Source organism: Acetivibrio ethanolgignens, from assembly GCF_001461035.1.
Taxonomy (GTDB): Bacteria; Bacillota; Clostridia; order Lachnospirales; family Lachnospiraceae; genus Velocimicrobium; species Velocimicrobium ethanolgignens.
Genome location: NZ_LNAM01000153.1, coordinates 46,406 through 72,073, shown reverse-complemented (window position 1 = coordinate 72,073; position 25,668 = coordinate 46,406). Strand labels below are relative to the sequence as shown.

Annotated in this window: 24 protein-coding genes, 2 pseudogenes and 1 riboswitch; of the genes and pseudogenes, 13 read left to right on the top strand and 13 right to left on the bottom strand. The window is 44.8% G+C overall.

Translation table 11 applies throughout. From position 1 onward, the window contains the following. The first annotated feature begins 158 nt into the window (after positions 1-158). Positions 159-1,373: an IS256 family transposase gene (locus ASU35_RS09105; protein ID WP_058352710.1), complete on the top strand. Its 1,215-nt coding sequence runs from the start codon at positions 159-161 to the stop codon at positions 1,371-1,373. A gap of 406 nt (positions 1,374-1,779) precedes the next feature. Here the strand turns inward: ASU35_RS09105 and ASU35_RS09100 are convergent, their stop codons facing one another. From ASU35_RS09100 to ASU35_RS09065, 8 genes are all read right to left on the bottom strand, one after another. Next, positions 1,780-2,469 (bottom strand): TFIIB-type zinc ribbon-containing protein, encoded by a 690-nt coding sequence (locus ASU35_RS09100; protein ID WP_058352709.1) that lies wholly within the window; start codon positions 2,467-2,469, stop codon positions 1,780-1,782. A gap of 16 nt (positions 2,470-2,485) precedes the next feature. Next, a complete protein-coding gene (locus ASU35_RS09095) occupies positions 2,486-3,037 on the bottom strand; it encodes a sarcosine oxidase subunit delta (protein ID WP_058352708.1) in 552 nt (183 codons plus the stop codon). A 42-nt stretch (positions 3,038-3,079) separates the two neighbouring features. After that, a complete protein-coding gene (locus ASU35_RS09090; RefSeq protein WP_058352707.1) occupies positions 3,080-3,766 on the bottom strand; it encodes a hypothetical protein in 687 nt (228 codons plus the stop codon). Continuing rightward, positions 3,759-5,069 (bottom strand): SPFH domain-containing protein, encoded by a 1,311-nt coding sequence (locus ASU35_RS09085; RefSeq protein WP_058352706.1) that lies wholly within the window; start codon positions 5,067-5,069, stop codon positions 3,759-3,761. Before ASU35_RS09085 ends, ASU35_RS09090 begins: the two co-directional genes overlap by 8 nt. A 66-nt stretch (positions 5,070-5,135) precedes the next feature. Further along, the gene (locus ASU35_RS09080; protein WP_058352705.1) at positions 5,136-5,990 is read right to left on the bottom strand and encodes a ParM/StbA family protein; all 855 of its coding nucleotides are present in this window, start codon (positions 5,988-5,990) and stop codon (positions 5,136-5,138) included. A gap of 181 nt (positions 5,991-6,171) precedes the next feature. Beyond that, positions 6,172-8,265, bottom strand: coding sequence for a recombinase family protein (locus ASU35_RS09075; RefSeq protein WP_058352704.1), 2,094 nt, complete (start codon positions 8,263-8,265; stop codon positions 6,172-6,174). Continuing rightward, complete coding sequence (locus ASU35_RS09070) at positions 8,262-8,480, bottom strand: transposon-encoded TnpW family protein (protein WP_058352703.1); 219 nt, start codon at positions 8,478-8,480, stop codon at positions 8,262-8,264. The genes ASU35_RS09075 and ASU35_RS09070 overlap by 4 nt, the downstream gene beginning before the upstream one ends. Positions 8,481-8,658: 178 nt before the next feature. After that, positions 8,659-9,033 (bottom strand): cysteine-rich VLP protein, encoded by a 375-nt coding sequence (locus ASU35_RS09065; protein ID WP_058352702.1) that lies wholly within the window; start codon positions 9,031-9,033, stop codon positions 8,659-8,661. Positions 9,034-9,189: 156 nt separating this feature from the next. Between ASU35_RS09065 and ASU35_RS09060 the strand changes: the two genes are divergently transcribed. Genes ASU35_RS09060 through ASU35_RS09050 form a run of 3 tightly spaced genes read left to right on the top strand, consistent with a single transcriptional unit; the run spans position 9,190 to position 12,129 of the window. Continuing rightward, positions 9,190-10,107 (top strand): hypothetical protein, encoded by a 918-nt coding sequence (locus ASU35_RS09060; RefSeq protein WP_058352701.1) that lies wholly within the window; start codon positions 9,190-9,192, stop codon positions 10,105-10,107. A 59-nt stretch (positions 10,108-10,166) separates the two neighbouring features. Beyond that, a complete protein-coding gene (locus ASU35_RS09055; protein WP_058352700.1) occupies positions 10,167-11,069 on the top strand; it encodes a hypothetical protein in 903 nt (300 codons plus the stop codon). A 16-nt stretch (positions 11,070-11,085) separates the two neighbouring features. Then, a complete protein-coding gene (locus tag ASU35_RS09050) occupies positions 11,086-12,129 on the top strand; it encodes a virulence RhuM family protein (RefSeq protein WP_058352699.1) in 1,044 nt (347 codons plus the stop codon). A gap of 221 nt (positions 12,130-12,350) precedes the next feature. Here the strand turns inward: ASU35_RS09050 and ASU35_RS09045 are convergent, their stop codons facing one another. Next, positions 12,351-12,725 (bottom strand): TnpV protein, encoded by a 375-nt coding sequence (locus tag ASU35_RS09045; protein WP_058352698.1) that lies wholly within the window; start codon positions 12,723-12,725, stop codon positions 12,351-12,353. A 152-nt stretch (positions 12,726-12,877) separates the two neighbouring features. Between ASU35_RS09045 and ASU35_RS09040 the strand changes: the two genes are divergently transcribed. The 3 genes and pseudogenes from ASU35_RS09040 (at position 12,878) to ASU35_RS09030 (ending at position 17,062) form a co-directional block, all read left to right on the top strand. Further along, entirely contained in the window at positions 12,878-14,410 is a 1,533-nt protein-coding gene (locus ASU35_RS09040; protein ID WP_479714986.1) for a recombinase family protein, read from the top strand. A 37-nt stretch (positions 14,411-14,447) separates the two neighbouring features. Then, positions 14,448-16,220 (top strand): annotated as a pseudogene (locus ASU35_RS09035) (type IA DNA topoisomerase); the annotation flags it as partial. Then, on the top strand, positions 16,217-17,062 hold the full coding sequence (locus ASU35_RS09030; RefSeq protein WP_058352697.1) for an LPD16 domain-containing protein: 846 nt from the start codon (positions 16,217-16,219) through the stop codon (positions 17,060-17,062). The pseudogene ASU35_RS09035 and the gene ASU35_RS09030, both read left to right, overlap by 4 nt. A gap of 121 nt (positions 17,063-17,183) precedes the next feature. Here the strand turns inward: ASU35_RS09030 and ASU35_RS09025 are convergent. From ASU35_RS09025 to ASU35_RS09010, 4 genes and pseudogenes are all read right to left on the bottom strand, one after another. After that, positions 17,184-17,405: pseudogene (locus ASU35_RS09025) on the bottom strand ((4Fe-4S)-binding protein); the annotation flags it as partial. 16 nt (positions 17,406-17,421) lie between these two features. Then, positions 17,422-18,021, bottom strand: a complete 600-nt coding sequence (locus tag ASU35_RS09020) for an ECF transporter S component (RefSeq protein WP_058352696.1) — start codon at positions 18,019-18,021, stop codon at positions 17,422-17,424. A gap of 78 nt (positions 18,022-18,099) precedes the next feature. Further along, positions 18,100-18,214, bottom strand: a riboswitch (FMN riboswitch). A 12-nt stretch (positions 18,215-18,226) separates the two neighbouring features. Further along, positions 18,227-18,622, bottom strand: coding sequence for a pyridoxamine 5'-phosphate oxidase family protein (locus ASU35_RS09015; protein WP_058352761.1), 396 nt, complete (start codon positions 18,620-18,622; stop codon positions 18,227-18,229). 217 nt (positions 18,623-18,839) lie between these two features. Continuing rightward, positions 18,840-19,304, bottom strand: coding sequence for a hypothetical protein (locus ASU35_RS09010; protein ID WP_058352695.1), 465 nt, complete (start codon positions 19,302-19,304; stop codon positions 18,840-18,842). A 164-nt stretch (positions 19,305-19,468) separates the two neighbouring features. Here ASU35_RS09010 and ASU35_RS09005 point away from each other — a divergent pair, with 164 nt between their 5' ends. From ASU35_RS09005 to ASU35_RS08975, 6 genes are all read left to right on the top strand, one after another. Next, on the top strand, positions 19,469-19,795 hold the full coding sequence (locus ASU35_RS09005; RefSeq protein WP_058352694.1) for a helix-turn-helix domain-containing protein: 327 nt from the start codon (positions 19,469-19,471) through the stop codon (positions 19,793-19,795). 409 nt (positions 19,796-20,204) lie between these two features. After that, positions 20,205-20,423, top strand: a complete 219-nt coding sequence (locus ASU35_RS08995) for a helix-turn-helix domain-containing protein (protein WP_058352692.1) — start codon at positions 20,205-20,207, stop codon at positions 20,421-20,423. Between the two features lie 12 nt (positions 20,424-20,435). Next, positions 20,436-21,041 (top strand): DUF1819 family protein, encoded by a 606-nt coding sequence (locus tag ASU35_RS08990; protein WP_058352691.1) that lies wholly within the window; start codon positions 20,436-20,438, stop codon positions 21,039-21,041. An 11-nt stretch (positions 21,042-21,052) separates the two neighbouring features. Further along, positions 21,053-21,610 carry a DUF1788 domain-containing protein gene (locus tag ASU35_RS08985; RefSeq protein ID WP_058352690.1) on the top strand — a complete coding sequence of 186 codons (558 nt, stop codon included), beginning with the start codon at positions 21,053-21,055 and terminating at the stop codon, positions 21,608-21,610. Between the two features lie 12 nt (positions 21,611-21,622). Continuing rightward, positions 21,623-25,162 carry a BREX system P-loop protein BrxC gene (gene brxC / locus ASU35_RS08980; protein WP_058352689.1) on the top strand — a complete coding sequence of 1,180 codons (3,540 nt, stop codon included), beginning with the start codon at positions 21,623-21,625 and terminating at the stop codon, positions 25,160-25,162. Between the two features lie 21 nt (positions 25,163-25,183). Continuing rightward, a complete protein-coding gene (locus tag ASU35_RS08975; RefSeq protein ID WP_058352688.1) occupies positions 25,184-25,666 on the top strand; it encodes a hypothetical protein in 483 nt (160 codons plus the stop codon). Positions 25,667-25,668: the final 2 nt, after the last annotated feature.

Sequence of the window (25,668 nt, the reverse complement as noted above, 5' to 3'; positions counted from 1 at the left end):
CGTATGGAATTATTCATCTGCCTATGTTTTAATTAAAAGAATAGATCCGGGTGTTCTTCCATCGTGGTAGTGTAAAATAGTTTGTGTTTTTGGTAAGAAATGGCTCCTTTTTGGTAAGAATTCAGATATGACAATTCTTATCGAAAAGGAGTATTTTTATGGCAGTTGCAAAGGAACAAATTCGACAGATTATCTCAGAAAACAACATTAGCAGCGTTGCAGATGTATACACGCTTCTGAAAGATAGTTTCAAAGATATCCTGCAGGAGCTGATGGAGGCGGAACTGGATGCAACCCTCGGTTATGAAAAAAATCATAAGGGAGATCTGCAGACAGACAATAAAAGAAATGGTCACTCCACAAAAAACTTAAAAAGCCAGTACGGTGAATTCCAAATTGACGTACCAAGAGACCGGAATGGGGAGTTTGAACCAAAGCTGATTCCTAAATATCAGAGGGATATTTCCGGGATTGAAGAAAAAGTAATCTCTTTGTATGCACGTGGTATGAGTACACGTGACATTCATGATCAGCTTCAGGATCTTTATGGAATTGAATTATCAGCTGAAATGGTCAGCAAGATCACAGATAAGATTCTCCCTCAGGTCAAGGAGTGGCAGTCCCGTCCTCTGAACCCGGTGTATCCTTTTGTCTTTATGGATTGTATTCATTACAAAGTCCGGGAGGATGGCAGGATCTTAAGCCGTGCTGCTTATGTTGTTCTTGGTGTTACAGTGGAAGGGTATAAAGATATCCTCAGCATCACAGTAGGAGCCAATGAAACCAGCAAGTTCTGGCTTGGAATGCTCAATGATCTGAAGAATCGCGGAGTAAAAGATGTCCTTTTCTTCTGTGTAGATGGGCTTCCGGGCTTTAAAGAAGCCATTCAGGCAGTCTATCCGCAGGCAGAGATCCAAAGATGCGTCATTCATATGCTACGTAATTCTTTCAAGTATGTAAACTATACTGATCTGAAAAAGTTTTCTTCGGATTTCAAAGCGGTATATAATGCTCCGAATGAAACAGCAGCTTTATCAGAATTGGAGAATATTAAGGAGAAATGGGGAAAGAAATATCCCTATGCTATCAGCAACTGGGAAAATAATTGGGAAGATGTAAGTTCCTTTTTCCAGTTTTCAGACGACATCAGGCGCATTATGTACACCACAAATATCATAGAGGGATTGAACCGTCAGTACCGGAAAGTTACGAAAACCAAGAGTGTATTTCCAAGCGATACAGCATTGGAAAAGATGTTGTACCTTGCCAGTGAAAATGTAGTCAAAAAATGGACGCAGAGGTATCGGAACTGGGATCAGGTATTGAATCAGCTGATTGTCCTGTATGGAGAACGGCTTACCAATTATCTGTAAAAAAGGAAAAGCAGGAATGGCGTTGCTCCAAAGCTCACCATTCCCGCTTCCTTTCTATTCCGTCGGCATTTGTATTATTGCCAGAATTTCCCGATTCTATTCCAGAGGTCGGGTGTGGGCAGCGCCCACAAAAAGCAATCAATACAATGCCTTATTTGTCATGCAAAAAAATCAAAAAAGGTGTATAAAATCTTCTCACATGGTTATACTGTAAATAGAAAGACAGATTCGACAACACCAAAATCCTAAAGTCGACAGCTAAATTTTACATATCTAATTTTTATCAGAAAGATTCAAGATCCAAAGACACAAGATTTTTTACGCCCTCGGTTTTTCTGCAAAAAAACACAAAAACAAAAAAATTGGGGAGCGACAGTATTTTTATAACTGTAGCTCCCCAATCAACTTATAGCACACCCTTATAAACTTTGATCTTGTAACCATATCCACGGTATTCTCTCACAAGCAAGCAAACCAACGCCATGATTAGTCCATGTTCTGTTGGAGAACAGGCTATATTATCAATTTCCAAATCCTTGTTCGCATTAAAGTACCATTTGCCATTTCCCAACACAAGAGCAAGTGCGTGAATGGAATAAATATCGGCAATAGCTAATTTACGCACATTTTTCTTGGAAAAGATGTAAAGAGTTTTGTTTGTGATAAGAACACCACTTTTTCCGGTTGCAATGATGCCACTATCTTTGAAAAACAGTATCTGTTCATCTAAAGATAGTTGATTCCCAATCTGCTTTTTTGCTTTATTAAGTAAATCGGTATTGACACCGTCCATCGCCCAATCTGTGTGCTGTTTCGCCAAGTCTTTCAAGCCCTCTAAGCAAGTTTCGACTGTATCTCCAGCGTTAATCCAGGCACACAATTCTTGGAAAGATTTCAAGCCATGATCATTATCAAAAGTCTTTATGGCTGATGTATCCAGAAGCTGAAGCGCCAAACTTTCTTCTGAATGTCTGGTAGAACCGCCTCCTGTATCGTTCTCATTGATATAAAACTCTGAATCGCAATATTCGCAAACCAGTTTCTTTCTGTCTGCGGACAAGCGTAATTCGCCATTGCAGTTAGCACATTTCTCCATGTCCTATGCCTCGTCTTTATTTTATCTTCGTGATTTTTCTCATGTCATCAATGAACTCTATTATGCTTCCTTTGTTGTCAGAATAAATAGTCAAGATGTTGCCGTTACGAAGATGAATTTTCATCTTTCTTTCACGATACAGCAGGAAAACAACAACCGGAATGAGCCAACACCAAATTCCGCCTCCGGCAAGTCCGCACAGTATGCCCAAAGTAGCCAGAACAATATTAAATGTTCTCATGTGAAAACTTTCTTGGATAGCCATAATATCTTCCAACATAACAGCAGGAAGTTTGTTCTTCTTAGCAGGAACAGTTTCAAAATTCAACCTATCCTCTCCCACGGTAACATTATATTTAACTCCCCATCGTCCCCTAATTATCAAATCATTTCCAGAAAAAGCATACTCCTTTCCCAAAAGAGGATTTGATGATTTTTGGATTTCTGCTTTCTGAACAGGTGCTACATTGGCTGCCTGTTGAGTAGGTTCTTGTTCATTTCTTGTACCACAATACGGGCATTCTGAAGTTTCCGAGCCAATATTGGCTCCACAATTTTTACAAAGCATTTTTTATATCTCCTTCTCATTTGTTTTTGATGACATCCATCATCAATACTTACCACGCTTAATATGTTTCATTTGGGCAGTTCGCTCTTGAATGGTCGCTGCAATATCATTGGTTTTTGTATAGATTAGAGCAGAATCAACATTCTCATTGCTCAGCAGAGTTGATAGTTCTGAGATAAGTTCTCCAATTTTCGTTTCAACTCCAGTAATAGCTGTGTTGTCGCTATATTTCAAAAGTTCTTCTATCCTACAAAGGTCTGTATAAAACGATGTTCCCTTGTGTCGCAGAGATAACTGCTGCACCTGTGAAATACAGTGATAAAGCACTTTCTGTGCATCCATCTGTTCGCCGCCGTTTTCTGCTGTATGACATTGCGTATAGTATATCAAAAGGTCAGCTATTATGAGTACAGAGAGCCCAACCACATTTATTAGGATAAACATTTTTGCGGCTTCTTCTTTGAAAACAATGAACAAAACAGCCGCAAGAAAAACCAGTACAATATGAATTACGCTACTTGATATATGAGCATCTGCAATAATTGTTTGTTTGCGAATCAACAAAAATTTTGCCATCAAAATTGCTTCTGACAAGAGCAAGAACAACAGCGAAATCCATTGGATTTTTACATCAAAGAGGTTTTCAAAAAGCAAATAAAACGCTAAGGCAGTGGATAGCATCACAAGCACACCGGAAATTGCGGCAATCCCCTTATATTTATCAACCATCTTGATCACCCCCGGTCAATGCTCCGCATTCGGGGCAAAACTTCAGATTTCCATTAAGCTCATTCCCACATTTCCCACATCGCTTAATCAGGGAATGACCGCATTCTGGGCAGAATTTACTTTTTCCTGAAAGCGGCGCACCACATTTGGGGCAAGGAATAGGAACATCTGCTCCGCACGACGGACAAACCGTTGCATTTACAGGAACATCGGCTTTGCATTTTTTGCAAGGATTATATTTTTTTCCGCATACATGGCAGAACTTGGAGTTCTCACTAAGCATACTGCCACATCCCGAACATTTAATTGTTTGCTTGGGTTCTGTACTGACAGGTTGCTCTGTATTATATCCGCAGACATGACAAAACTTTTCGTTTTTCCCTATAACAGCTTTGCACTTAGGGCATTCTTTGTGTTCATTGACCACTATATTTTGAGCCAGTCCGCCGAACTGATGACCAATCGTTCCTCCGGCTCCCATACCCATTCCGAATCCGATGCCGGCGCCCATCAAGTCACCTTGCATTGAACCGGGATTTTTCGCCGCACCCTCCAGAGTATCAAACGAGCGTTCCTGCTGATAGCTATATCCAACAATATCCATCTCTGCTCGCTTGGCAAGAGCATTCTTGAGTTGTCTGACCGCAGTATCATCTTCTGGAACGCTTATATCATTTACAAAAAATGAAACAAGTTTGATTCCATATTCGTCAAAAACAGGCGAAATTCGCTCTTTCAAATATACCGATATTTCATCAAGGTAGGCGTTAATTTCCAAGATGCTAATATTTTTATGTACTAAATATGATGAAATAACATCTTTTGCTTTGGTCAGATACACACCCCGAAAGAACTTTAACATAGTTGTTTTATCGAAGCGTGGGAGCGTTCCAACCAACTTCAGCAAGAACTTTTTAGAATCTTCAATCTGTACCCCAAACTGCCCATTGGCTCTAACGGGAATAAAAACCTTATATTTGGAATCTTGTAACTGAATCGGACTTGGTGTTCCCCATTTAATATCGAGGGAAAATACTCGATTGATAAACCAAACTTCTGCACTAAAAGGAGAGTTGCCACCAAACGGGAGATTGATAATTTTATTAAGCATGGGGATATTGGCTGTATCTAATGTGTGCCGTCCCGCTTGAAAAACATCGCACACCATACCGCCTTTTAACAAAATAGCTTCTTGCGTTTCATTTACAATTAGCTGAGTCCATGTCCCTAACTCTGTATTTGGATATTTCCAAGCAAATATGTCTGGACTTCCATCATATTTTACAACTTCAACAACAGCCATAATGCACCTCGCTTTAGTATCCTAATGAATCGTACATTTCAGAAAATGCGTCTTGAACATCCTGACTCAATGCTTCACCAAGAACTTCTTCTGAGTATGTAGTAAAAGGCGTATGCAGCTTCCCCCGCCCACCACATACAGACGCATCAGCTCCGGGTCATATTCGTGTTCACGCAGTCTGCGGAAGATACCGGCAGCATAATCAGTTGCAGTTTCACGGATGGCGGTCAGATAGCGTTCGCTGATGTCTGCCGTGCCATGGCGGATTACCCTGTCAAGGACGGTTTCGTCCACCGATACGCCAAACTGCTTCATCAGATTTTCACGCACTGCAAGCATACACTGGTTGGTGCCGTACTTTTCGGTGAAGCATTTTTTCGCCGAAGGACGGCACTCGTTGATATACATAACATTCATGGTTCCGTTGCCGATGTCACAGAGCATATTGATTCCCTTGAATTCTCTCAAGCGGTCAGCAACAGCAGAGAAGCCCTGCGGGAAAATGTCTGCACCGACAAAATCAACGTGATAGTCAACACCCTTGAAATTGAAATCGGCGCTTTCGTTTTGAAGCAGATATGCCTTAAAACTATCCTTTTGCTCGGATACCCAAGTCAGCGGAAGTCCGGCGGCAATGTGGACACGGGCAGAGGTCAGCTTGCGGATATTCAGTTCACGGGCAACAGCGGCAAGGGTGAGAATATAATAGTCGCTGTCGGTCATTTTGTCGGATCTAAATTCCTTGTGTTCCTCACCGATGAGATAATATTTGCCTTCATAAATCAGCAGATTGCTTTTGAATGTCGGCTCTTTGTCGTAGGCGGCAACGCCCGTCTTGAAGCAGCAGTGGGCGGTCTTGATGTTGCCATACCCGTGGTCGATGCCGATGATGATGGGAGTGGTGGTGTTCATAAAATTCATAGAGTTTCCTTTCTGCCGCATAGCGGCGATACAAATTGTGGTTTTGGTAAGTGGACAAAATGTCCACTTACCACTTGATACAGGTCGGGGTGAAAGTTCCCAAATTGGGAACTTTCACTTTACGGCTCTGAAACGAAAAATGGCAAGTGGACATTTTGTCCACTTGCCAAATCACTGCTTATCATGCTGTTTTCTGCTCCTGCTTGCTATCCTCAATGGCTGGAATATCAAGCGCCGACTGTTCTTTTTTCCTTTCCCTGTTTGCGGCGTTTCGCACTTTCTGTGCTTTGAGATGCCCTTCGTATCGGCACGCATCGCAGCAATATTTCACATCCGACCTTGTTGTGGTAAAAGTCTTACCGCAGTTCTCGCAAACAACTTCACGACTGCGCTCCTTTGCTGCTTCCTGTCGGTAAAACTTAGCACGACAGTTCGGATTGCAAAACAGCTTTGCCGTTGACCTTGCCTCAAAGGTGTTGCCACAGCATTTACAGGTCTGTATGATTGGAACGCCAACCTTACGTTCGCCGGATTTCAGCTTTTGGTAGCGTTCACGGCTGCGGGCACGTTCTTTCTTCAAAAACTCCTGTCGCTTGGCTTCCTCCTCTGTCAGTTCAGGGGCAGGCAGCTCAAACTTACCGACGAATTTGAGATAGATTTCCACTTCCTGTACACGGTCGCCGTCTATCTTTTCCGGGGCATGAACAACAATCTTTTCAATAAACTCGTTGATCATCGGTGTGGTCAGCTCTGAAAAATCCGTGTATTTACGGGCAAGCTCCATAAACTGCTCCACACGAGCGGTATCTTTTTCAAAAGAGGACAGCCGCTGCTCGGCATCCGCAACAGACGCTTGCAGTTCCTTTCGCTCGGCTTCGTACTCGGCAAGCAGGCTGTCAAACCGTTCATCGGTGATGCGTCCGATGGCAAAGGATTCGTACAGCTTCTTGATGATAGTATCCAGCTCGGCAATACGCTTGCGGTCTTTGTTAAGCTTGCGCTTGGTGTCCCTTGCAGCTTCCTTTTGTCTGATCTGCGATGCGGCTCGTACCTTTGCGGCAAATTCCTCCTGATTGTAGATGGCAAAGGTGCTGGCTGTTCGGATGGTTTCCAAAACAAGCTCTCTGACCGCTTTTGTCCGAATATAGTGACCGCTGCAAGCATGAGTGCGCTTTTGATGTGCCAGTGTGTAGGCGGAGCAATCATAAAAATCAGAGGGATAGGGATTGTTCTTCGTACCGCCTTTGGAACGGTGATTGGTCATTTTCGCTCCGCAGTCAGCACAGAACAGAAGTCCAGTCAGCGGATTGGCTTCGCCCAAAGTGTCGTGCCGTCGTGGTGTCTTGCGGAGCTGCTGTGCCAATTCCCACGTTTCCTTATCTACAATGGCTTCGTGGGTGTTCTCGAATATCAGCCAGTCCTCTTTGGGGTTCATAACAGCGCTTTTATCCTTGTAGGACTGCTTGTGAGAACGGAAGTTTACCGTATGCCCCATATATTCGGGCTTGGCAAGTATCTGACCGACAACAAAGCCACTCCAGTTATAAGGGTTTGGAAATTCCTCTTTACTTTTCCAAACTCCCTTATTCTGCTTGCCGAAGTAGACGGCAGGGGTTTCAACCTTGTCCTCGAACAAGATGCGGGCAATGTCATAGGGACCTTTGCCCTCAATGGTCAATCGGAAGATACGACGCACAACTGCCGCCGCTTCCTCATCAATGTGCCAGGTGTACTTATCGCCCGGTTCTTTCTTGTAACCGTAGATAGCACAGTTGGTGGTAGGCTTGCCCGATTCGCCCTTGACACGAATGGCTGTTTTCTGCTTGCGACTCAAATCTCGCAAATACCATTCGTTCATGATATTGAGAAACGGAGCAAACTCATTGCTGTTCTGATCGTCGCTGTCCACGCTGTTGGCGATAGCGACAAAGTGAACATCGTGCTGCCGGAACATGACCTCAGTATAGAATCCGGTTTGCAGATAATCTCTACCAATTCTGCTCATGTCCTTTACCAGAACATGAGCCACCTTTCCAGCTTCAATATCGGCGACCAGCCGCTTCCATGCGGGACGCTCAAAATTTCCTCCGCTCCAACCGTCATCGGTATAGTGGACACAGTTAGAGTAACCTCTCTGCTCAGCGTAGCTTTCGAGATATTTTTTCTGGTTCACAATAGAATTGCTGTCGCCAACCTGGTCATCGTCACGGGACAATCTCTCGTACAATGCCGTAATTTTCTGGGAATCAAGTCCCACAGTCTGTTTCACGCTCATGATGCGCTCCTTTCAGACTGTCGGCTCATTTGTGGTGATTCTATTATACCACAAGTTCCGTCGCTTGTAACCGTTTCGTTGCGAATAATTCGTAAAATTTTATCTTCCAGCGTCTCACCTTCGGAATCGTTGAACACCACCTTGACCTTGTAGGTAGTGCCGCCGATCCCGCGTGTCATATAAGAATAATTGTTGGTTCCTTCGTTTTTCGCCATAGGCAAATTACCTCCATAGATTGAAAAATTCATCTTTTTCGTGTATAATTTCATTGTTGGTTCCGACTGCGTGTAACCATTTGTGGGGATAAAAACGAGCAAAGTGTGCAAACACCTTACAGGCGCAGAAATGCCCTCAAAAAACCTTGCGGTACAAGACTTTCCAAGAGCAAAATGGTTACACCGTATCTTGTTTCTGCTTTGCTCTGTGCTTCCGCACTCTGGCTGCGGTCTGCGCTCGTCTGACTTCTTCGGCACAGCGTTCTAAGCAATAGACTCGTTTTCCCTCTTTTGGGAAAACCTTGCCGCACTGCTTGCAGACAGTCAGCGGCATGGGCTGGAATACGGCTTGCAGCTCCGGGGCTGTTGGCAAAAGTGCGTTGCGAAATTTTCTGCACAGTGCGCTGTTGGTGTAGCAGATACCAAACATGGGACATTCACAGTCCAGCGGCAGACATCCGTATTCCTTGTCATAGTTGGCGCAGCGGGAAGTGATCAGCTTTTTGATTCGCTGTTTCTCCCGACCTGTCAGCTCACGATAGATTTGCGTCATAGACGATTCCTCCTTTCTTTTGTATCGGAAGTAATATTAAAACAGGCAAATTATATTACCTCCTCACTAATAGGAGAAATTCGGGGTGCTTAGCGGAACCGTTTTTTGCAGAATTGAAGAAAAATTCAAAAATATTGTTGAAGGGAGGTGTCTGCGGTGTTCGATGATGACTATGAATATGAAGAAGAATATGAAATTCGTGATGATGACGATATAGACGATGACGAGGATGAAGATGAAAATGCCCTTTGGGATGACGAGGATTCCTCTGACGCAGAAGCAGACGATTCTCCCGACAAGCCGAAACGAAAAAGAAGGAAGAAGGATTCCGAGGACGTCAGCGATACAGGCGATCCCGATGAAGCGGAAGCTGAGCATAGCGAACAGGTGCAGCGGCAGGTCGCTCTTGAGCAGAGTATCATCGACAGAGTGGAAGCCGATGCCGAGGAACATCCCATTGAGGATGACGCCAGTGATGAAGAACCGGAACGCAAGAAGCTCCAGCGGGAGCTGCGGGCAGAAGCACTTGCCCGCTTGGAGGACGCCGCCAGAACTACCAGAGATTTTGAAAAGGTGATCGCATGGTGGGACAAGCTGGATGCCAACCGGGAGCGAAGGGAACGCCATCACGAATTAAGTCGTAGCGGAGACGATGTTCCACTGGACTACGGCGCTTCCGCTAACGAGCTGTACTTCCCGGATTACCTGAATGATGTACTGGAACGGCAGATGCGCAAGGGAGATTTTATTGACACCATCTTCAACTGCCCCTATGATATACACGAGTTGGTGACAGATGAATATCTGAGTCAAATTCTCAGTGATCTGGATGAAAATCATAAGGAGCTGCTTTTCCTGTGCGCTGTCCGTCTGTTCAGCTCCACAAGGATTGCCGCTATCCGGGGACAGAGTGACCGCAACATCCGAAAAGTACGGGCGACTATGTTCAAAAAGATACGAAAAAAGCTGCTTGCCGCACTCATGGATAAGCACGGAAAGCAGCCAATGACTTTATTGGAAAAAGAATTTTTAGCAGATAACAGTGAAGCAGTTGAAACAGCAAAGAAGAAATAGTATAATGTTAATATAATTTCAAGTTATTTGGGTTACAATACATAGCGGAGGTTTTTGAAATGAAAAGCCTGTTTGAACGCACCAGCTCCAACTGGGTGCGATATAGTGAATACGAATGGAAAGCGGCGGCAGACGGTACGATGTATCTGGCCCCCACAAAAACGGCTCAGCCCAGCATCTATGACCCGCTGGCAGAATATCAGAGTATCGTTCTGGATGCCATCAGCATCGGTCGCATGGAAGCGCAGAATAAAAACGATAAGGAAATTCAGAAAGCAATTCAGCAGTTTGCGCTGAAATACGGTCTGCTTGGATTGATGACTGCACTGCCTACCACACCTAACTTCATGGACTATGAAGCGGTTTATCTTCCGAAAAACCATTTCATTAAGGAAGAAACCATGTCCACGAAAAAGTATCTGGATCTGTTCTTCCCCTTTGATAAGCCGGAAGTGGTCAAGCGTGGCGTGGAGTCCATGTGGAATATCAACAATGACCGCATTATGATGGCACTGGCTATGACCATGAGCGATAAGCCGATGGCGGTGAATATGAGCTTCCAGAGAGAATACGCCGAGCGATACGAATGGATTAAACAGCAGTTTAACGATCTGGCGTTTACTTACATGACCTCTGTGATTTACTACGAGGATTATGATATGATAACGCCGGATCACAGAATGCTGCTTCAGCAGGGTATGGAAGCCTTTGGCGGCATCGCCCCGACTTACAGAATCGCCCTCCTGGATAAGCCCACTATCATTTGGGATTTTCATTCCCTGATGCTTGGAGTGCAGATGATGTTCAGCTTCATGCTGACAGATAAAGATAATCCCATTCGCCTGTGCAAACATTGTTCGAAGCCTTTTGTTGCCAGCAGACCCAGCGCCGTATTTTGCAGCCCCCAGTGCAAAAATAAGCACAATGTCTACAAGAGCAGAGCGAAGGATAAGAAGGAATGATAGGAAGGGATAGAAAATGGCAGAAAAGAAAAAGCCCACGCAGGGCAGCAATAAATTGCAGATACGAAACAGCACCGTTGATTTCCTTGTGTTTACACGAGATGCCCACGAAGAAGGTATTGAAGTCCGTGTGCAGAATCACGATGTATGGCTGACACAGAAAGCCATCGGGCAGCTTTTCGATGTGGACAGAAGTGTTGTTACCAAACATCTGAAGAACATTTTTGAAAGCGGTGAATTAGACGAAAATTCAGTTTGTGCAAAATTTGCACAAACTGCGGACGACGGAAAAACCTACCAATATAAATTCTACTCACTGTCTGCCATCATTGCCGTTGGCTACCGCATCAATTCTGACAGAGCAACGCAGTTCCGGCAGTGGGCAACAAAGGTACTGAACACCTTTACCAAACAGGGATATGTTCTGGACAAGAGCAGACTGATCAACGGTCAGATTTTCGATGAGGATTATTTTGACCACCTGATTTCTGAGATTCAGGAGATTCGTGCCAGTGAACGGCGGTTCTATCAGAAAATCACGGACATTTATGCAACAGCAGTGGATTACTCTCTGGACAGCCAAATCACGAAAGATTTCTTTGCAACCGTACAGAATAAAATGCACTACGCTGTCCACGGCAATACCGCTGCCGAGGTGATTATGGCAAGAGCCAACCACACAAAGGAGCATATGGGTTTGACCTCATGGCGCAACGCCCCCGACGGCAAGATTGTAAAGGCGGATGTTTCTATTGCAAAAAATTACTTGTCCAAAGATGAAATGCAGGAGCTGAATGAAATTGTCACGATGTATCTGGACTATGCCACCCGTCAGGCACGGCGGCATATTCCCATGACAATGACGGATTGGGCTACAAAGCTGGATGCGTTTCTACAATTCAACGATGCGGAAATATTGCAGAACAAAGGCAAGGTTACAGCAGCTATAGCAAAAGCCTTTGCCGAGAGCGAGTTTGAGCAATATCGTGTTATCCAAGATAGGCTGTATCAGAGCGATTTTGACCGACTGATTGCTAATACAACAGACGAAACAAAATAAATTGAGGGAAGGCGGCAGCGGTTTTATCCGTTGCCGCCTTGATTGCTGCCTAACGCTGACATAGGCAGATGTCAAGGGCGGCATAGCCGTTCATCGAAGACCCTTGATATTTGTCTTTGGAAGTGTTACCAAGGTAGAATGCCGTGGCGCAGACAAAAAAACAAGCCCATGCCTCCAGTTCATATTGCCGGAAGCACGGGCTTGCGTTATACTATTTACATTTACAGGGCATATACCAGTTCGCTCAACACGATTTCCTCTGCTCGATTATGGATGCTGTTTTTGCGACGCACCCATTCCATTTGGTCAGCCGCTTTTAAGGCTTCGGTTACGCCCTCCTGCTTCACCATAGCGGAGATGATAGTTTCCATACGCTCGTTGCAAGCTTGGTCGATCTCTGCCAAATGTTTGAACAGTATTCCATCCAAAACCAGAGTGCTATACAGGGACGGACGGTGTTCTTTCAGATAGCTGCGGCGCAGACAGCCATATTTGCCGATTTTATAGTCGCTGGTGTCCGGCAAAACAAGGTTGGGGATAAGATAATCGCCCTCTTGACGGTAAGTGCCGCCCATTTCTTCAAATATAGATTTCATAGGCAAAAGGCTCCTTTCTGTGTGATTTCAAGCAGTTATACGGACTTTTTAACTCCTTTCCTACAACTGCTTTTCAATTCACCACAAATGAGCCGCAGTCATATGTATTAGGTGGCAGAAACCACCCTTTACATATTAGCTCTTGGAAGGAAATGCTTATGGATTATGCAGGGAAGAATGGTTTTAGGAACTGCAAGTATTATGTGGATGACGGTTACAGTGGCACTAATTCCGACAGAGAAGCATTTCAAGAAATGCTGGATGATATTCGTGATGGAAAGGTCGCGATTGTAATTACCAAAGACCAGTCGAGACTGGGAAGAAATTATATTGAAACGGGTACTTACATGGAAATCTTTTTCCCCGAGCATGGTGTCAGATACATTGCGATTAACGATGGATATGACTCCGATAAGGATGACCATTTGGGAATGATGGCACCTATCCGAAACATCATGAATGAAATGTATGCAAGAGATACTTCAAAGAAAATCAAATCAGCATTGCATACAAGGAGAATGCAGGGAAAGTATCTATGTTCAACAGCTCCCTATGGCTACAAGAAAGACCCGTCAGACAGCACTCATCTGATAATTGATGAAGAGGTTGCTCCAGTGGTTCGGTACATTTTTGATTTGGCAGATGAGGGACTGGGACTGCACAGCATCTGTAAAAGACTGCATGATGAAAAAATCCTTAAACCAAGCTGTCACAAGAAGGAAATGTTTGAGCGGTTCATGGATGATGACAGAATATATGACTGGGATAATGCGTATGTCAGTCAGCTGTTGCACAGTCCCACATATGCAGGACATCTTACGGTGGAGTGCAAGCCGACAATATCCATGAAAACCAAGAAACGGAAGTACATTGCATTTGCTGACAGGGAAATCATAAGAAATACGCATGAAGCCATTATTCAGCAGGAGCAATGGGACAGGGTGCAGAAAATCATATCCAGTCGCAGTAACAGTTTTAACACTGAAAGAACAGAGTATGACAATATTTTTCGTGGTCTGCTAAGGTGTGCGGATTGTGGGAGGACAATGCTTGTAAAGGTGGAATATAGGCGGATTAGGGATAATGTGCTGGATAAGACCTTTTATTGTTGCAGTACCTACCGCAAGTACGGAAGAAATGCCTGCGGAGCGCATAATCTTGAAGCGAGAATGCTACATGAAGCTGTCCTTGCAGACATTCAGAGACACGCAGAGCTTGCTGTTACGGATAGAGAGGAAATGGTCAGGCATATTGCCAAGAGCTTGGATATTAAGCTGTCAGAGGGCAAGGCGAAGCATAAGAGAGCCATAAAGCAGTGTAAAGCGAGAATTAACGAGATAGATGACTTGTATGCACAGTTATACGAGGATTTGTCAAAGGGGCTTATTCCCGAGCGTAGGTTCAAGATGATGACCGACAGACTGGATAAAGAGCAGGAAGAGCTGTCGGAGAAGCTTGAACAGTACGAGAACGAGAAAAATAGTGGGAAAGAGCAGTTGGCAAACATCCAAGACTTCATTGATGAGGTCAGTGAGTATGCGGGCATTACGGAGTTGAATTTCAAAATGCTTCATCAGCTTATCGACAAAATTCTAGTATTTCCCGCCGAAGAGATTGACGGCGAGAAAGTCCAAAAAATTCAAATTCACTACAAGTTCATCGGTGCATTAGGCATGATTGAGTAGTGAAATCTAGTAGTAACTCACCTACAAAAACTAACCAACAGATGCCGGTCGTGAGGGTGAACTGATTTTCCGTCTGGTGTATCACGAAGCCGGGTGCAGAAAGCCATTTGAGCGACTTTGGATTTCTTCCATGGAAGATTCCGCTATCCGGGAGGGCTTTGAAAATCTTAGGCCTGGAACTGAATATGATGCTTTGTATGAAGCAGCCCTGTGTCGAGAGCGAGCCGACTGGATTGTTGGCATTAACGCTACTCGGCTTTTTTCTACCCTCTATGGGCAAACCCTGAATGTTGGTCGAGTCATGACTCCCACCCTTGCGATGGCAGTCATGCGTGAAGCAGCCATTGCCGCTTTCAAACCGGAACCCTTCTATACGGTTCAGATTGGACTGGATGGATTTACGGCAGCAAGCGAACGCTTCAAAAAGAAGTCGGATGCCGAAGCAGTCAGCAGAGGCTGCTCTGTCGCTGCGGTCACAAAAGCGGAACGCAAAGAGAAAAGTGAAAAGCCGCCTGCGCTCTATGATCTGACCAGTTTACAGAGAGATGCCAACCGTGTGCTGGGCTACACGGCGCAGCAGACCTTGGATTACACCCAGAACCTCTATGAAAAGAAATTGGTCACTTATCCCCGAACCGACAGCAGGTTCTTGACGGATGATATGGCGCACAGCCTGTCTGACCTTGTGAAGATGGCTTTCAACACATTCCCCGTGGATGGTGTGGATAATGTACCTGTCCATGCAGTACAGGTTGTGAATAACAAAAAGGTCACAGACCACCATGCCATTATCCCTACCAGAGAATTGCAGAAATGCAATCTGAGCGAGCTTCCCAAGGGCGAGCTTGCAATTTTGCAACTGATTTCCACCCGCCTGTGTGTGGCTGTCGGAGATCCGCACCGATACGCAGAGACAGTCATTGAGCTGGACTACGGCGGCACAGCGTTCTCCGCCAAGGGAAAAACCATCCTGCATAATGGCTGGAAAGCTCTTGCCAGGAAAAGCAGTTCGACAAAATCTGATGAAAAGGAACAGGCTCTCCCTTCTGTTTCCGTTGGCGATGATATGGCTGTTAACAGCACGGAAATCAAGGAAGGAAAAACATCCCCTCCGAAGCACTACACCGAAGATACGCTCCTGCAGAGTATGGAAACTGCTGGTGCGGATGAAATGTCCGATGAGGTGGAGCGCAAAGGTCTGGGAACACCTGCAACCCGTGCCGGTATCATTGAGAAACTGGTGCGTATCGGTTTCTTGGAGCGTAAAGGCGACAAGAAAACCAAGTACCTGATTCCGACCCACAAGGGTACAGCTTTGGTAACAGTTATGCCCGAACAGATTCAGTCCCCATCTATGACAGCAGATTGGGAAGAAAAGCTGCTTCTCATTGAGAAAGGCGAATACGCCAGCGAGGACTTTATGGATGAGATCAAAGATGTGATTGCCGGTCTGATTCAGAATTATGAGGTGATCCGTGATTCTGAGGTTCTTCTGTCAAAAAAAGCAAATGCCATTGGTAAATGCCCTGTCTGCGGTAGCGCCGTAGAGGACAAAGCCAAGGCATTTTTCTGTTCCAACCGGAGCTGTAAGTTTGCCCTCTGGAAAAACAACCGTTACTTCGAGAGTATCGGCAAGAACATGACCAGTGCCACGGCACAAAAGCTGCTCGGCTCCGGGAAAATCAAACTGAAAGGCTGTAAATCAGCCAAAACCGGAAACACCTTTGACGCCACGGTGTATATGTCCGTCTCGGATGACGGAAAGACACAGTTCACGATGGAATTTGATAACGGAGGAAAACGCAAATGAGAAATGAGTTTAACCCGGATGGCAAGGACATCCGATTTATTGACAGCCACTATAAGGACTTATTCCGTATTCCTGACGGCGGCTGTGTCCAGATTCACTATCCTGATGAAACTGTCGTGAAACCCTGCAAATTCATCGACGAGTACCACACCCAGGTTGGCTACAATGTGTTCCACATCTGCCAGTTCGCAGAAATCATGGAACGTAACGGCGCAACCTACATGGCAGAGCCTGAGATTATGGGGGATGAAGCGGCATGGAAAGTTGGGCGTGACAGAATCCTGGCGGTGCAGACCTGTGAGGATGGCTACGACTATACTCTGCTTGATGAGAACTACAACGAGATAGATGGCGGTCAGCTGGATAACCCGGATTTGTCCATGATCGAAGCCAGAAAAGAAATTCTGGAATCCTTTGGTCTGGAACACAGGGAGCTTCGTGCCATGGTCTATGAGGAGGTGATGGAACAGGCTTTTGAGGTTGGCAGGCAGGCGGTTGTGGTGAATGACCCTATCGCAGAGCTTGCGTTCAAGCTCGACCGTTTTGCTGAGAACTTCGACCCCTATGAATATATGGATCAGGTCGATGATATGCAGGCGCATATCCAGCAAATCAAGGCAGACCTTGCCGTAGGCAAAACTGCACCATACCGTGAATTTCTGGATACGGCCATTGCAGAGTCTCGTGATGAAACTGCCGTAGAGGTTGCAAAGGTGCTGAGAAGTCAGCTGGACAAGATCGAACCTTCGAAGCGTGAATCGGTCATAGAAAAACTGGCGCAGGCCGCAGAAAAGGCTGTGCCTGCCAGTCACTCTCCCAAACGCAAAGAACCTGAACGATAAGGAGGAAGCCTATGAAAATCGAAAAATGGAATGATGTTCACGGAAACACCACTCCTGATGAACCAATGGTAGCTTTCTTGGAAAGCTCCATCGACTCTTACGCAGTCCTTCAGCTGAAACGCATGGTGTCCTCGCCCTTCATGCTGGTCAACGCAAGGACTCCACGCTTTTTCAGTCGGTCATAGAACCCTTTTCCTCTTGCAGTCAGGAAATAGATGCCGTTCTCATCAGTATCCATCATATCAATGGCAGCCGTAACTGGCTGACCGGCATCATCCACTGTTGCTACAACCGTGGTATGAATTTCCTCGACAAAATATGCCAGATAATCCTTGCTTTCCATTTTGAACCTCTCTTTCTTAAACAGCACCCTTCAGTACCGGGCGCAGTCGTTTATAAACTAACATCGTAACACCGCTGATTACAAGTCCCTTCAAAAGATTGAAAGGAAACGCATTGTAAAGAACCACATCCAATTTCGTATGAATAAATGGGATGAACTCTCCAAAGGAAGCGATAAGTTGTTCCAAAGGCATAAACTGCTCAAACAGCGGCAGGAGAATGAAATAGTTTGCGACAGCCGCAACAACGCCTATCACAATGCTGCCGACAATTCCAGCAATCCATGCCATTTTTTTCGTTTTATGACACCCATAAATCAGCCCGGCGGTAAAGACAAAGGAAGCACCCATCAGAAAGTTTGCCAGTTCGCCGACTCCACCTGTTGAGGTGGAGAAAAGCTGTAGAGCATTCTTTACAAGCTCAATCAATAAACCCGCCACAGGCCCAAAGGCAAAGGTTCCGATCAAAGCCGGAAAATCGGAAAGATCCATTCTGGCAAAAGCGGGTGACAGCGGAACCGGCAACTCTGCAAACGCCAGAATATAAGCGATTGCGGATAGAAGCGCAGTCATGGTAATGGTACGGACAGTAATTTTGGTTGCGGAAACAGTACGCATAATTCTCCTTTTGAGATATGATTTGGATTTAAGGCAAAACCCCGCAGATTGCTTTTTGCATCTGCGGGGTGAGTCTTATCACATCTTCTTTCATCCGGACTATACCGTCGGCTGCGGGATTTCACCGCATCAGCGTTTCCGCTCGCAGGCTGTCACTGCCGGTCAGGGATTTCACCTTGCCCCGAAGATTTCATTACGGTTCTTCTTAGAACTCGTAAGGAGGATTGCCGGAGAAGTCAGCAATCACGCCGTGAGGCTCTTCCAGATAGAACACCTCAAAGATAGGATTGTCGGCGGTCTGGTACTGACCCTTGACAATCGGATTGTTCATGCAGCCTTCCTTAACTGCCATGTTGTTCTCAAACACCGCCTTGCCATGCAGCCGAATCCAGGCGTAGCTGGGGCTGGAGACGGACACTTCCACATAGGGGTTGGCCTGCATATCCTGATAGACATCCTTGGTGTTGTTGGTGCAGAACCAGAGCTTGCCATCCTGCTCGAAGCAGAACATGAAGGGACGGCACTTGGCTTTTCCGTCACGACCAACGGTAGCGAGATTCACTGGGGTATTATGTCTGGACGGACGGTCACTGTAAAGCACGGAAAAGGGTTCCTCCTCTATTTCTGGAAAGATGTTCTCTGCAAAATATTTCGCCCAGGACTTCTCCAACAACCGATCTTCACGATCCGTAAGATTTGCAGTAGCATCAAAGAGACTAATCTGTTGTGATTGATTTGTAGCAAATGACATTTGTTGTACACTCCTCGTTTAAAATCTGTCTCTATTATACTATATTTGAGGTTAATGTGTTAAGTTTTCAAAGTGCTATTGGTTGTCCATTTGTCGGGCAACTCTTTGCATATTGCATGGTCTGATAAGCTCCGCCAGAATTGTGTTCTACGCAGAAAATAACCAAATCCGACCGGTCAACCATGAACCGATTTCTGACTTGATGGGCGGACTTGAAGTGCTTTTTTGAGGATTCGAGACAGATTTCAATTTCATCATAATACTCATGAAATGACTGTTCATTATTCCGGTATTCTGCCGTCATATATGGCAGTACAAGAACGAGAGAACTGTTGTCATCACGGATGGTTCGCTTGCATCTGCGGACCGTTGATGAAACAAGCTGATCAAATTCTCCGTCTCGTCCAACAAGGAACTCGACATATTCTTTGGTAAGAAGCAGCTCACAGATGATTGATTCCAACTGTCGCTCAGTCACAAACGGATCATCAACTTCTCTGTGTCCAAAGAAACTGACAGCGAATAAATTCATAAAAATCTCTCCTTTGGAGATGCTTGGTACTGGTATCGCCAATCAAAAACCGATATTGGTAATTATATCACCAATACAGAAAAGGATAAAGAGAAAATTCATTTTCTCACTACCAACGCCGCCTTCAAATTCATACTACAATAATCGGGGAAGGAGGGACAGGAATGGCCAACACGCAGTATGATGAATTTATTCGTATCAGGATTACTGAACTGAGAATAGCAAAGAATATTTCCGAACACAAGATGAGCTTGGATTTGGATAAGAGTGGCTCGTACATTCGTGGAATAACCAGCGGAGCAGCCTTGCCGTCTCTCAGGGAACTGTTCAATATCATCTCGTATTTTGATATGACACCGGCAGAATTTTTCGCCCCGCTGGACGATGCGAATACTCCGTATCGTGAATTGTGCGAGAAGCTGAGAACCATGAGTGAGGAAGATCTCGAAAAGGTCATCACCTTCATCGGCTGGATTGAAAAGACAAACTAATTATATGAAAGTGATTCTTGAACCTGGATGCTAAATGGCAGTCCGGGTTCTTTTCTTTTATGTTGAAGCGTTCAGAATGAACGAGCAGCCGGTATCGCAGATACCGTTCAAAGGGGATTGGGGATGCTGCCCCAACAAGCAAATTTGCGAAGATTGCACCAGAGGGAAAATCGAGAAAATGAGTGAACCTGTACAGGTTTACACTGCTTGCCAATTTGTGAATCGGGTCCGAGAGTATTTAAACCTTCCTAAAAAGTATTAAGATCATATAAACAAAGAAATCATTAAAATATTCAATGAAAACAGAGCTATCACAACATTATCCATTGAAAATGAGCGAGTTTGTGGTATAATGTAAAATAGTGCAAGTATACTTAGCAGAGTTGACAAGAAAGGATCGGTGAAGTACATGGCTGTCAGCTATAAGAGGCTTTGGAAACTGTTGATTGATAAAGACATGAAAAAGAAAGATTTAGCGGAGAAAGCAAATATCAGTTCTTATACGATCAACAAATTGAACCGTGGGGACAACGTAAACACAGATACACTTGAAAAAATATGTTGTGCACTGAACTGTTCTTTTGATGACATCATGGAAGTGGTCTCGGAGTCATCTGAGCAAGAATAAGGAGGCTTCAACATGGATAGTACATACCCATATATCGCTTCTCTGACCAGGGAACCATTCCTGTTTTATGAAATGCGTACAACAGCAAAACTGATATGTGAAGGACTGGAGGACGCAGAAGTAGTTAGCAGGATTGCTGAGGAAAACCTTTTTCAGTATCCGACAGAAAAGACGATTTCAAGAATCGCCAGAGCCTGCATAAAACGGCTTCGAGCAATGGAGGATGAATCACTCATTCAGGCAATTTCTATTCAGCCTGCAGATGTGGCAAAACAGATTTGTCTGTATGCAATGATGAAGCAAAGCCGCCTTGTCTGGGAATTTATGATTACGGTGATTGGTGAGAAGTACCGATTAAGGGACAGCTCATTTGGTAAGATAGACTTGAATACTTATTTTATGCGTTTACAGGAACAGGATGACACTGTTGCCACCTGGAGCGATAATACAATTACGAAATTGAAGCAGGTTCTTGCGAGAGTTCTGGTAGAAACAGAATATCTGGATAACCTGAAATCAGATCATTTGAATCCTGTCTGGCTGCAACCGATTTTAGAAAATGCCATCAGAAGCAATGGAGATTTATCCGCTTTGCCTGCATTCAACTGCTTCTCATAGGAGGGATCTTTATGAGTGACATAAAGGAACGCCTGGATAAAGTCCGGGCTTTAATCCAGGAGCCTGAGTTTCTGGAAGGAAAAGGATTAAGCAATGAAGTAAATATACGTATTTTCTGCTATGAGCCTGAAAAAGAAATGACAGTCCGGCATTTTGTCGAGCAACTCACAACAGACCAGAGCTTGAACTGTCATCTGAAAATTTGTAATCTCTATGATATTTTCCTGTCCATTTGCGATGATATGGACATCACAGACGAGATACCAGATATGGAAGTGGCGGACGGAAGTGGATATCTTCTGGAGCAGCTTCATTCTGCTGTAGGAGAAGGAGAATTTATTGAGAAAATCCAGTATGAGCCGCACGAACCTGGTGATGTTTTAATGCTGACCGGTGTGGGCGAGGTATTCCCTTTTATGAGAATCCATGCTCTTCTGGAAGCGCTGCAGCCGCATTTCTCGGATATCCCAATTCTTGTTATGTATCCGGGAGAATTTGATGGCCGTCATGTAAAACTGTTTAACAGGCTTCAGCCCAACGACTATTATCGGGCATTTAATGTAATCTAAGGAGGAAAAGCCATGATCATTCGTGAAATGTTTGCGGACGACATCAACCGCAAAATCAATGGAGTCATTAAGGTTGACCAGGCTGCCGATGATGTCATTGAGCAGGAATTAAATGAATACGTGATTACGAAGGAATTGAAGAAACACTTCATTACTTTTTTCAACTATTACGGAGACGCCTTTGACCAGCCGACCTCTGATATGGGTGTCTGGATTTCTGGCTTTTTTGGAAGTGGTAAATCTCACTTCCTGAAAATGCTATCTTATTTGCTGGAGAACAAAGAAGTCAAAGGTATTCGCAGTGTGGAGCGATTCCGAAAAAAGTTTGAGGACGATCCCGCTACCTTTATGATGATTGACCGTGCGACAAAAGGAATGACAGAAACGATTCTGTTTAACATTGACATCGAAGGTTCCATTACAAAGGATAAGACGGCGGTACTTCGTGTTTTTGCAAAAATGTTCTATACCCATCTTGGATACTACGGGGAAAATCTGAAAGTTGCTATGCTTGAGCGCTATATTGATCAGCAGGGCAAGACTGAGGAATTTCGTCGTGTGTTTGAAGAAAAGAAGGGCAAGACCTGGATGGAAACCCGCCGTGCCTTTGCTTTTAATGGCAAGTTCATTATTCCGACTCTGATGGAAGTTTTGGATATGAGCGAGGAAGATGCACGGGCCTGGTTTAATGATAAATCTGCTACAGACCTTTCCATAGCACAGCTTGTTGCAGATATGAAAGCCTATGTGGATTCTAAACCCGCAAACTTCCGTCTGCTGTTTATGATTGACGAAGTTGGTCAGTATGTCGGTACTGACACCGATATGCTGTTGAACCTCCAGTCTCTGACCGAAAAAATCGGAAGTGAATGTGGCGGCAAAATCTGGGTCGTTTGCACTGGACAGGAGGTCATTGATGAGATCATCAAAGTACGTGCGGATGAGTTCTCCCGCATTCAGGCTCGCTTTAAAGTTCGTTTGAGCCTTTCTTCTTCCTCTGTGGATGAAGTGATTCAGAAACGTATTCTGAAAAAAACACCGCCGGCAGGTCAAATTTTGGAACGGGTTTATGATCAGAACGATTCTGTTCTTCGCAACCTGTTCAGCTTCAGCGGCTCTATTCTGGACATTAAAGGATACTCCGGCCCGATGGAATTCTCTGAGAATTTTCCATTCGTACCATATCAGTTTATTATCATGCAGAAGGTGTTTGCAGAAATCCGTAAGCATGGAAATTCCGGTAAGCATTTGTCCGGCGGTGAGCGTTCCATGCTGTCCGGCTTTCAGGAAGCAGCACAGAAAGTTCAGGAGAAGGATGAGTATGCACTTGTACCCTTCTTCCGTTTCTATGATACCGTACATACCTTCCTGGACGGTTCGATTCGCCGGGTAATTGAGCGTTGCCAGAAAGCTGCGGACAATGGTGATGGTATCGAACAGCAGGATGTGGATGTGCTGAAGCTCCTTTATCTGATTCGTTACATTGATGATATTCCTGCGAATCTGGATAACATCGTCATTCTGATGGCAGACGATATTCGTATGGATAAAATCACAATGAGAGAAGCTGTCCGGGAATGTCTCAACCGTTTGATGAGCCAGAACTATATTGGCAGAACAGGCGACACCTATAATTTCCTGACGGATGAAGAGCAGGATATTCAGCGTGAAATTAAGAACACACCGGTAGACACAGCTTCGATTGTGGAGCGGATTGCTCAGATGATTTACGGTGATATTTTCACCACGAAAAAGTTCCGATATGGAATTTATGACTTTCCATTTGATCAGATGGTAGATGGCATTACTGTTGGTGTGGCAACTGGTGGAATGCGGCTGCGTTTCCTGACTGTGGCGACCGATGCCTCTGACAAGTCCGAGCTGCATCTAATGACAGAATCTAAGGGAAACGAGGCGATTGTTGTTCTGGCAGAAACGCCTTATTACGAATCACTGGAAAGTGCTATGAAGATTCGTAAGTATGTGAAACAGCGCAATGTCAGTCAGCTGCCGAAGTCTGTGCAGGATATTATCCGTGACCAGCAGGAAGAAGCCAGCAAATATGAACTGTCAGCAATGGATGATTTGAAATCAGCGATTGAATCCGCACAGTTCTATGTGGATGGCGAACATTTGGAAATTAAGGCTGGAAATGCCAGGAGCAAGATCGACCAGTCTTTGGAATATCTGGTTTCCCATGTGTATAGCAAGCTCGATCTGATTACAAAGAATGCCGCTTCTGATGCGGATATTGTATCCATCCTGAATGGGTCAGAACAGATGATTCCCGGCACAGAGCCGAACCGGGATGCAGCTTCTGCAATGGAAGAGTTTTTGGAAATGCAGGCAATGAAGAACCTGCCTACTTCAATGGCAGATATTCAGAGCCGTTACAGCGGCATTCCATACGGCTGGAAAGAAATCGACATTGCTGCAGTCGCAGCCAGTCTGATTTATGACCAGAAAGTAACCATCAAATATGCTGGGAATACCATTCAGCCCGATGATCCGAAGCTTCCCGATATGCTTCGTAAAAAGAGTGAGATTGGTAAGACCTCCATCAGTAAGCGCAAGATGGTTTCCATAACCATGATGAAGGAAGCCAAAGACTTCCTGAGGGATTACTTTGATGTAATGGATGTACCGGATGACGAGGATGGTTTAATTAAATTTATCGTTGAGAAATTTTCTGCTCAGAAAGAGCATTACACGCAGTTAAATAACCGGTATGAAGATCGCAAGTATCCGGATCGAGGTCTGGTACAGACTGCAATCAGTCTGATGGATGATGTTCTCTCTCAAAGAAAAGACAATCTTGCCCTTGTTGAGCGTGTCGTAAAGAAACAGGACACTCTTTACGACAGCAAAGAGGCGATGGTCAGTGTGGAGAACTTCTTCAAGAATCAGGTTATGGTCTTTGATTCTGCTGTTCGTTTTGAGCAGGAGCTGCGTACCGACCTGGATTACATTGCAAAGGACGAGGAAGCACATAAGGCTTTGAATACAATTCGGCTGATCATCATGGTTCAGTCCGGCTCTAAGTTTAACTATAAGCGGATTCCAGAGCTGAATGCCCTGATGGCAACAGTACAGACTGCCCATGACAAAATGCTGGACGAAAAACGTCTGGAGGTTCTTGAAATCGTTCGTCAGTGTATGGAGGAAACCCATACTGCCGCTCATGGTGATGCAAAGGCATCCAACGTGATTGCTACATCTGACACCTACTTTACAGGATGCAAAACGAAAATAGCCGACTGCAAGAGCCTTGCTCTGCTGGATGGTATGTTCCTGCCGATGTGTCAATACAAGGACAATACCGTGGACAGGATTGAATCCCTCCTTGCCCCTCCTGCTCCGCCGAAACCGCCAGTAAACACTGGTGCAGGCGATAAACCGGTACCGAAGAAAGTGATTAAGGCTTATAACCGTCAGGTTGTATTTCAGGCGAAAACGCTGGAGAGCGAAGCAGATGTAGATGAGTATGTGGAGAAGATTCGTGCCCAGCTGAAAGCATTGCTGAAAAATTGTGATGGTATCAAGCTGAATTAACCCGTAAGGAGACCTCGAACCATGATGGAACTTATATCTGCTTTGATTGGCGTTATTGGAGTAGTGATCGGATGGATTTTGAATGAACTGACAACCGTTATCCGAGAACGACCGAAGCTCTGCTTTCAGATGGTGGTTACACCAGACAGTGAGCTGACAGAAAAAGAATACCGTGTCAAAACAAGCCCTTCGGAACATGGAATCGAAATCTTTAACATGGGAGAAAAGCCCTTTGTGTTGGAGAATTTTGAAATCTGTTACAAGAAAAGGCTATTAGTAGACTGCCATATGCCTGAAGAAAACCGGATTATTCTGCCCTACCACAATGCCATATATACGCTATCGGAGCAGGAAGCGGATGCAATGCAATGGCATTGTCAAAAAGAACATTTCGAGGAATGTAAAGTTATAGCGTACAGCGTTGACGGAAAAAAGGCAAAAGGAAAGCTGCCTGTTCCGCTGTTTGCGATACGGGCAAATTTCAGGGATGCGTGGGTAGTTTAGAA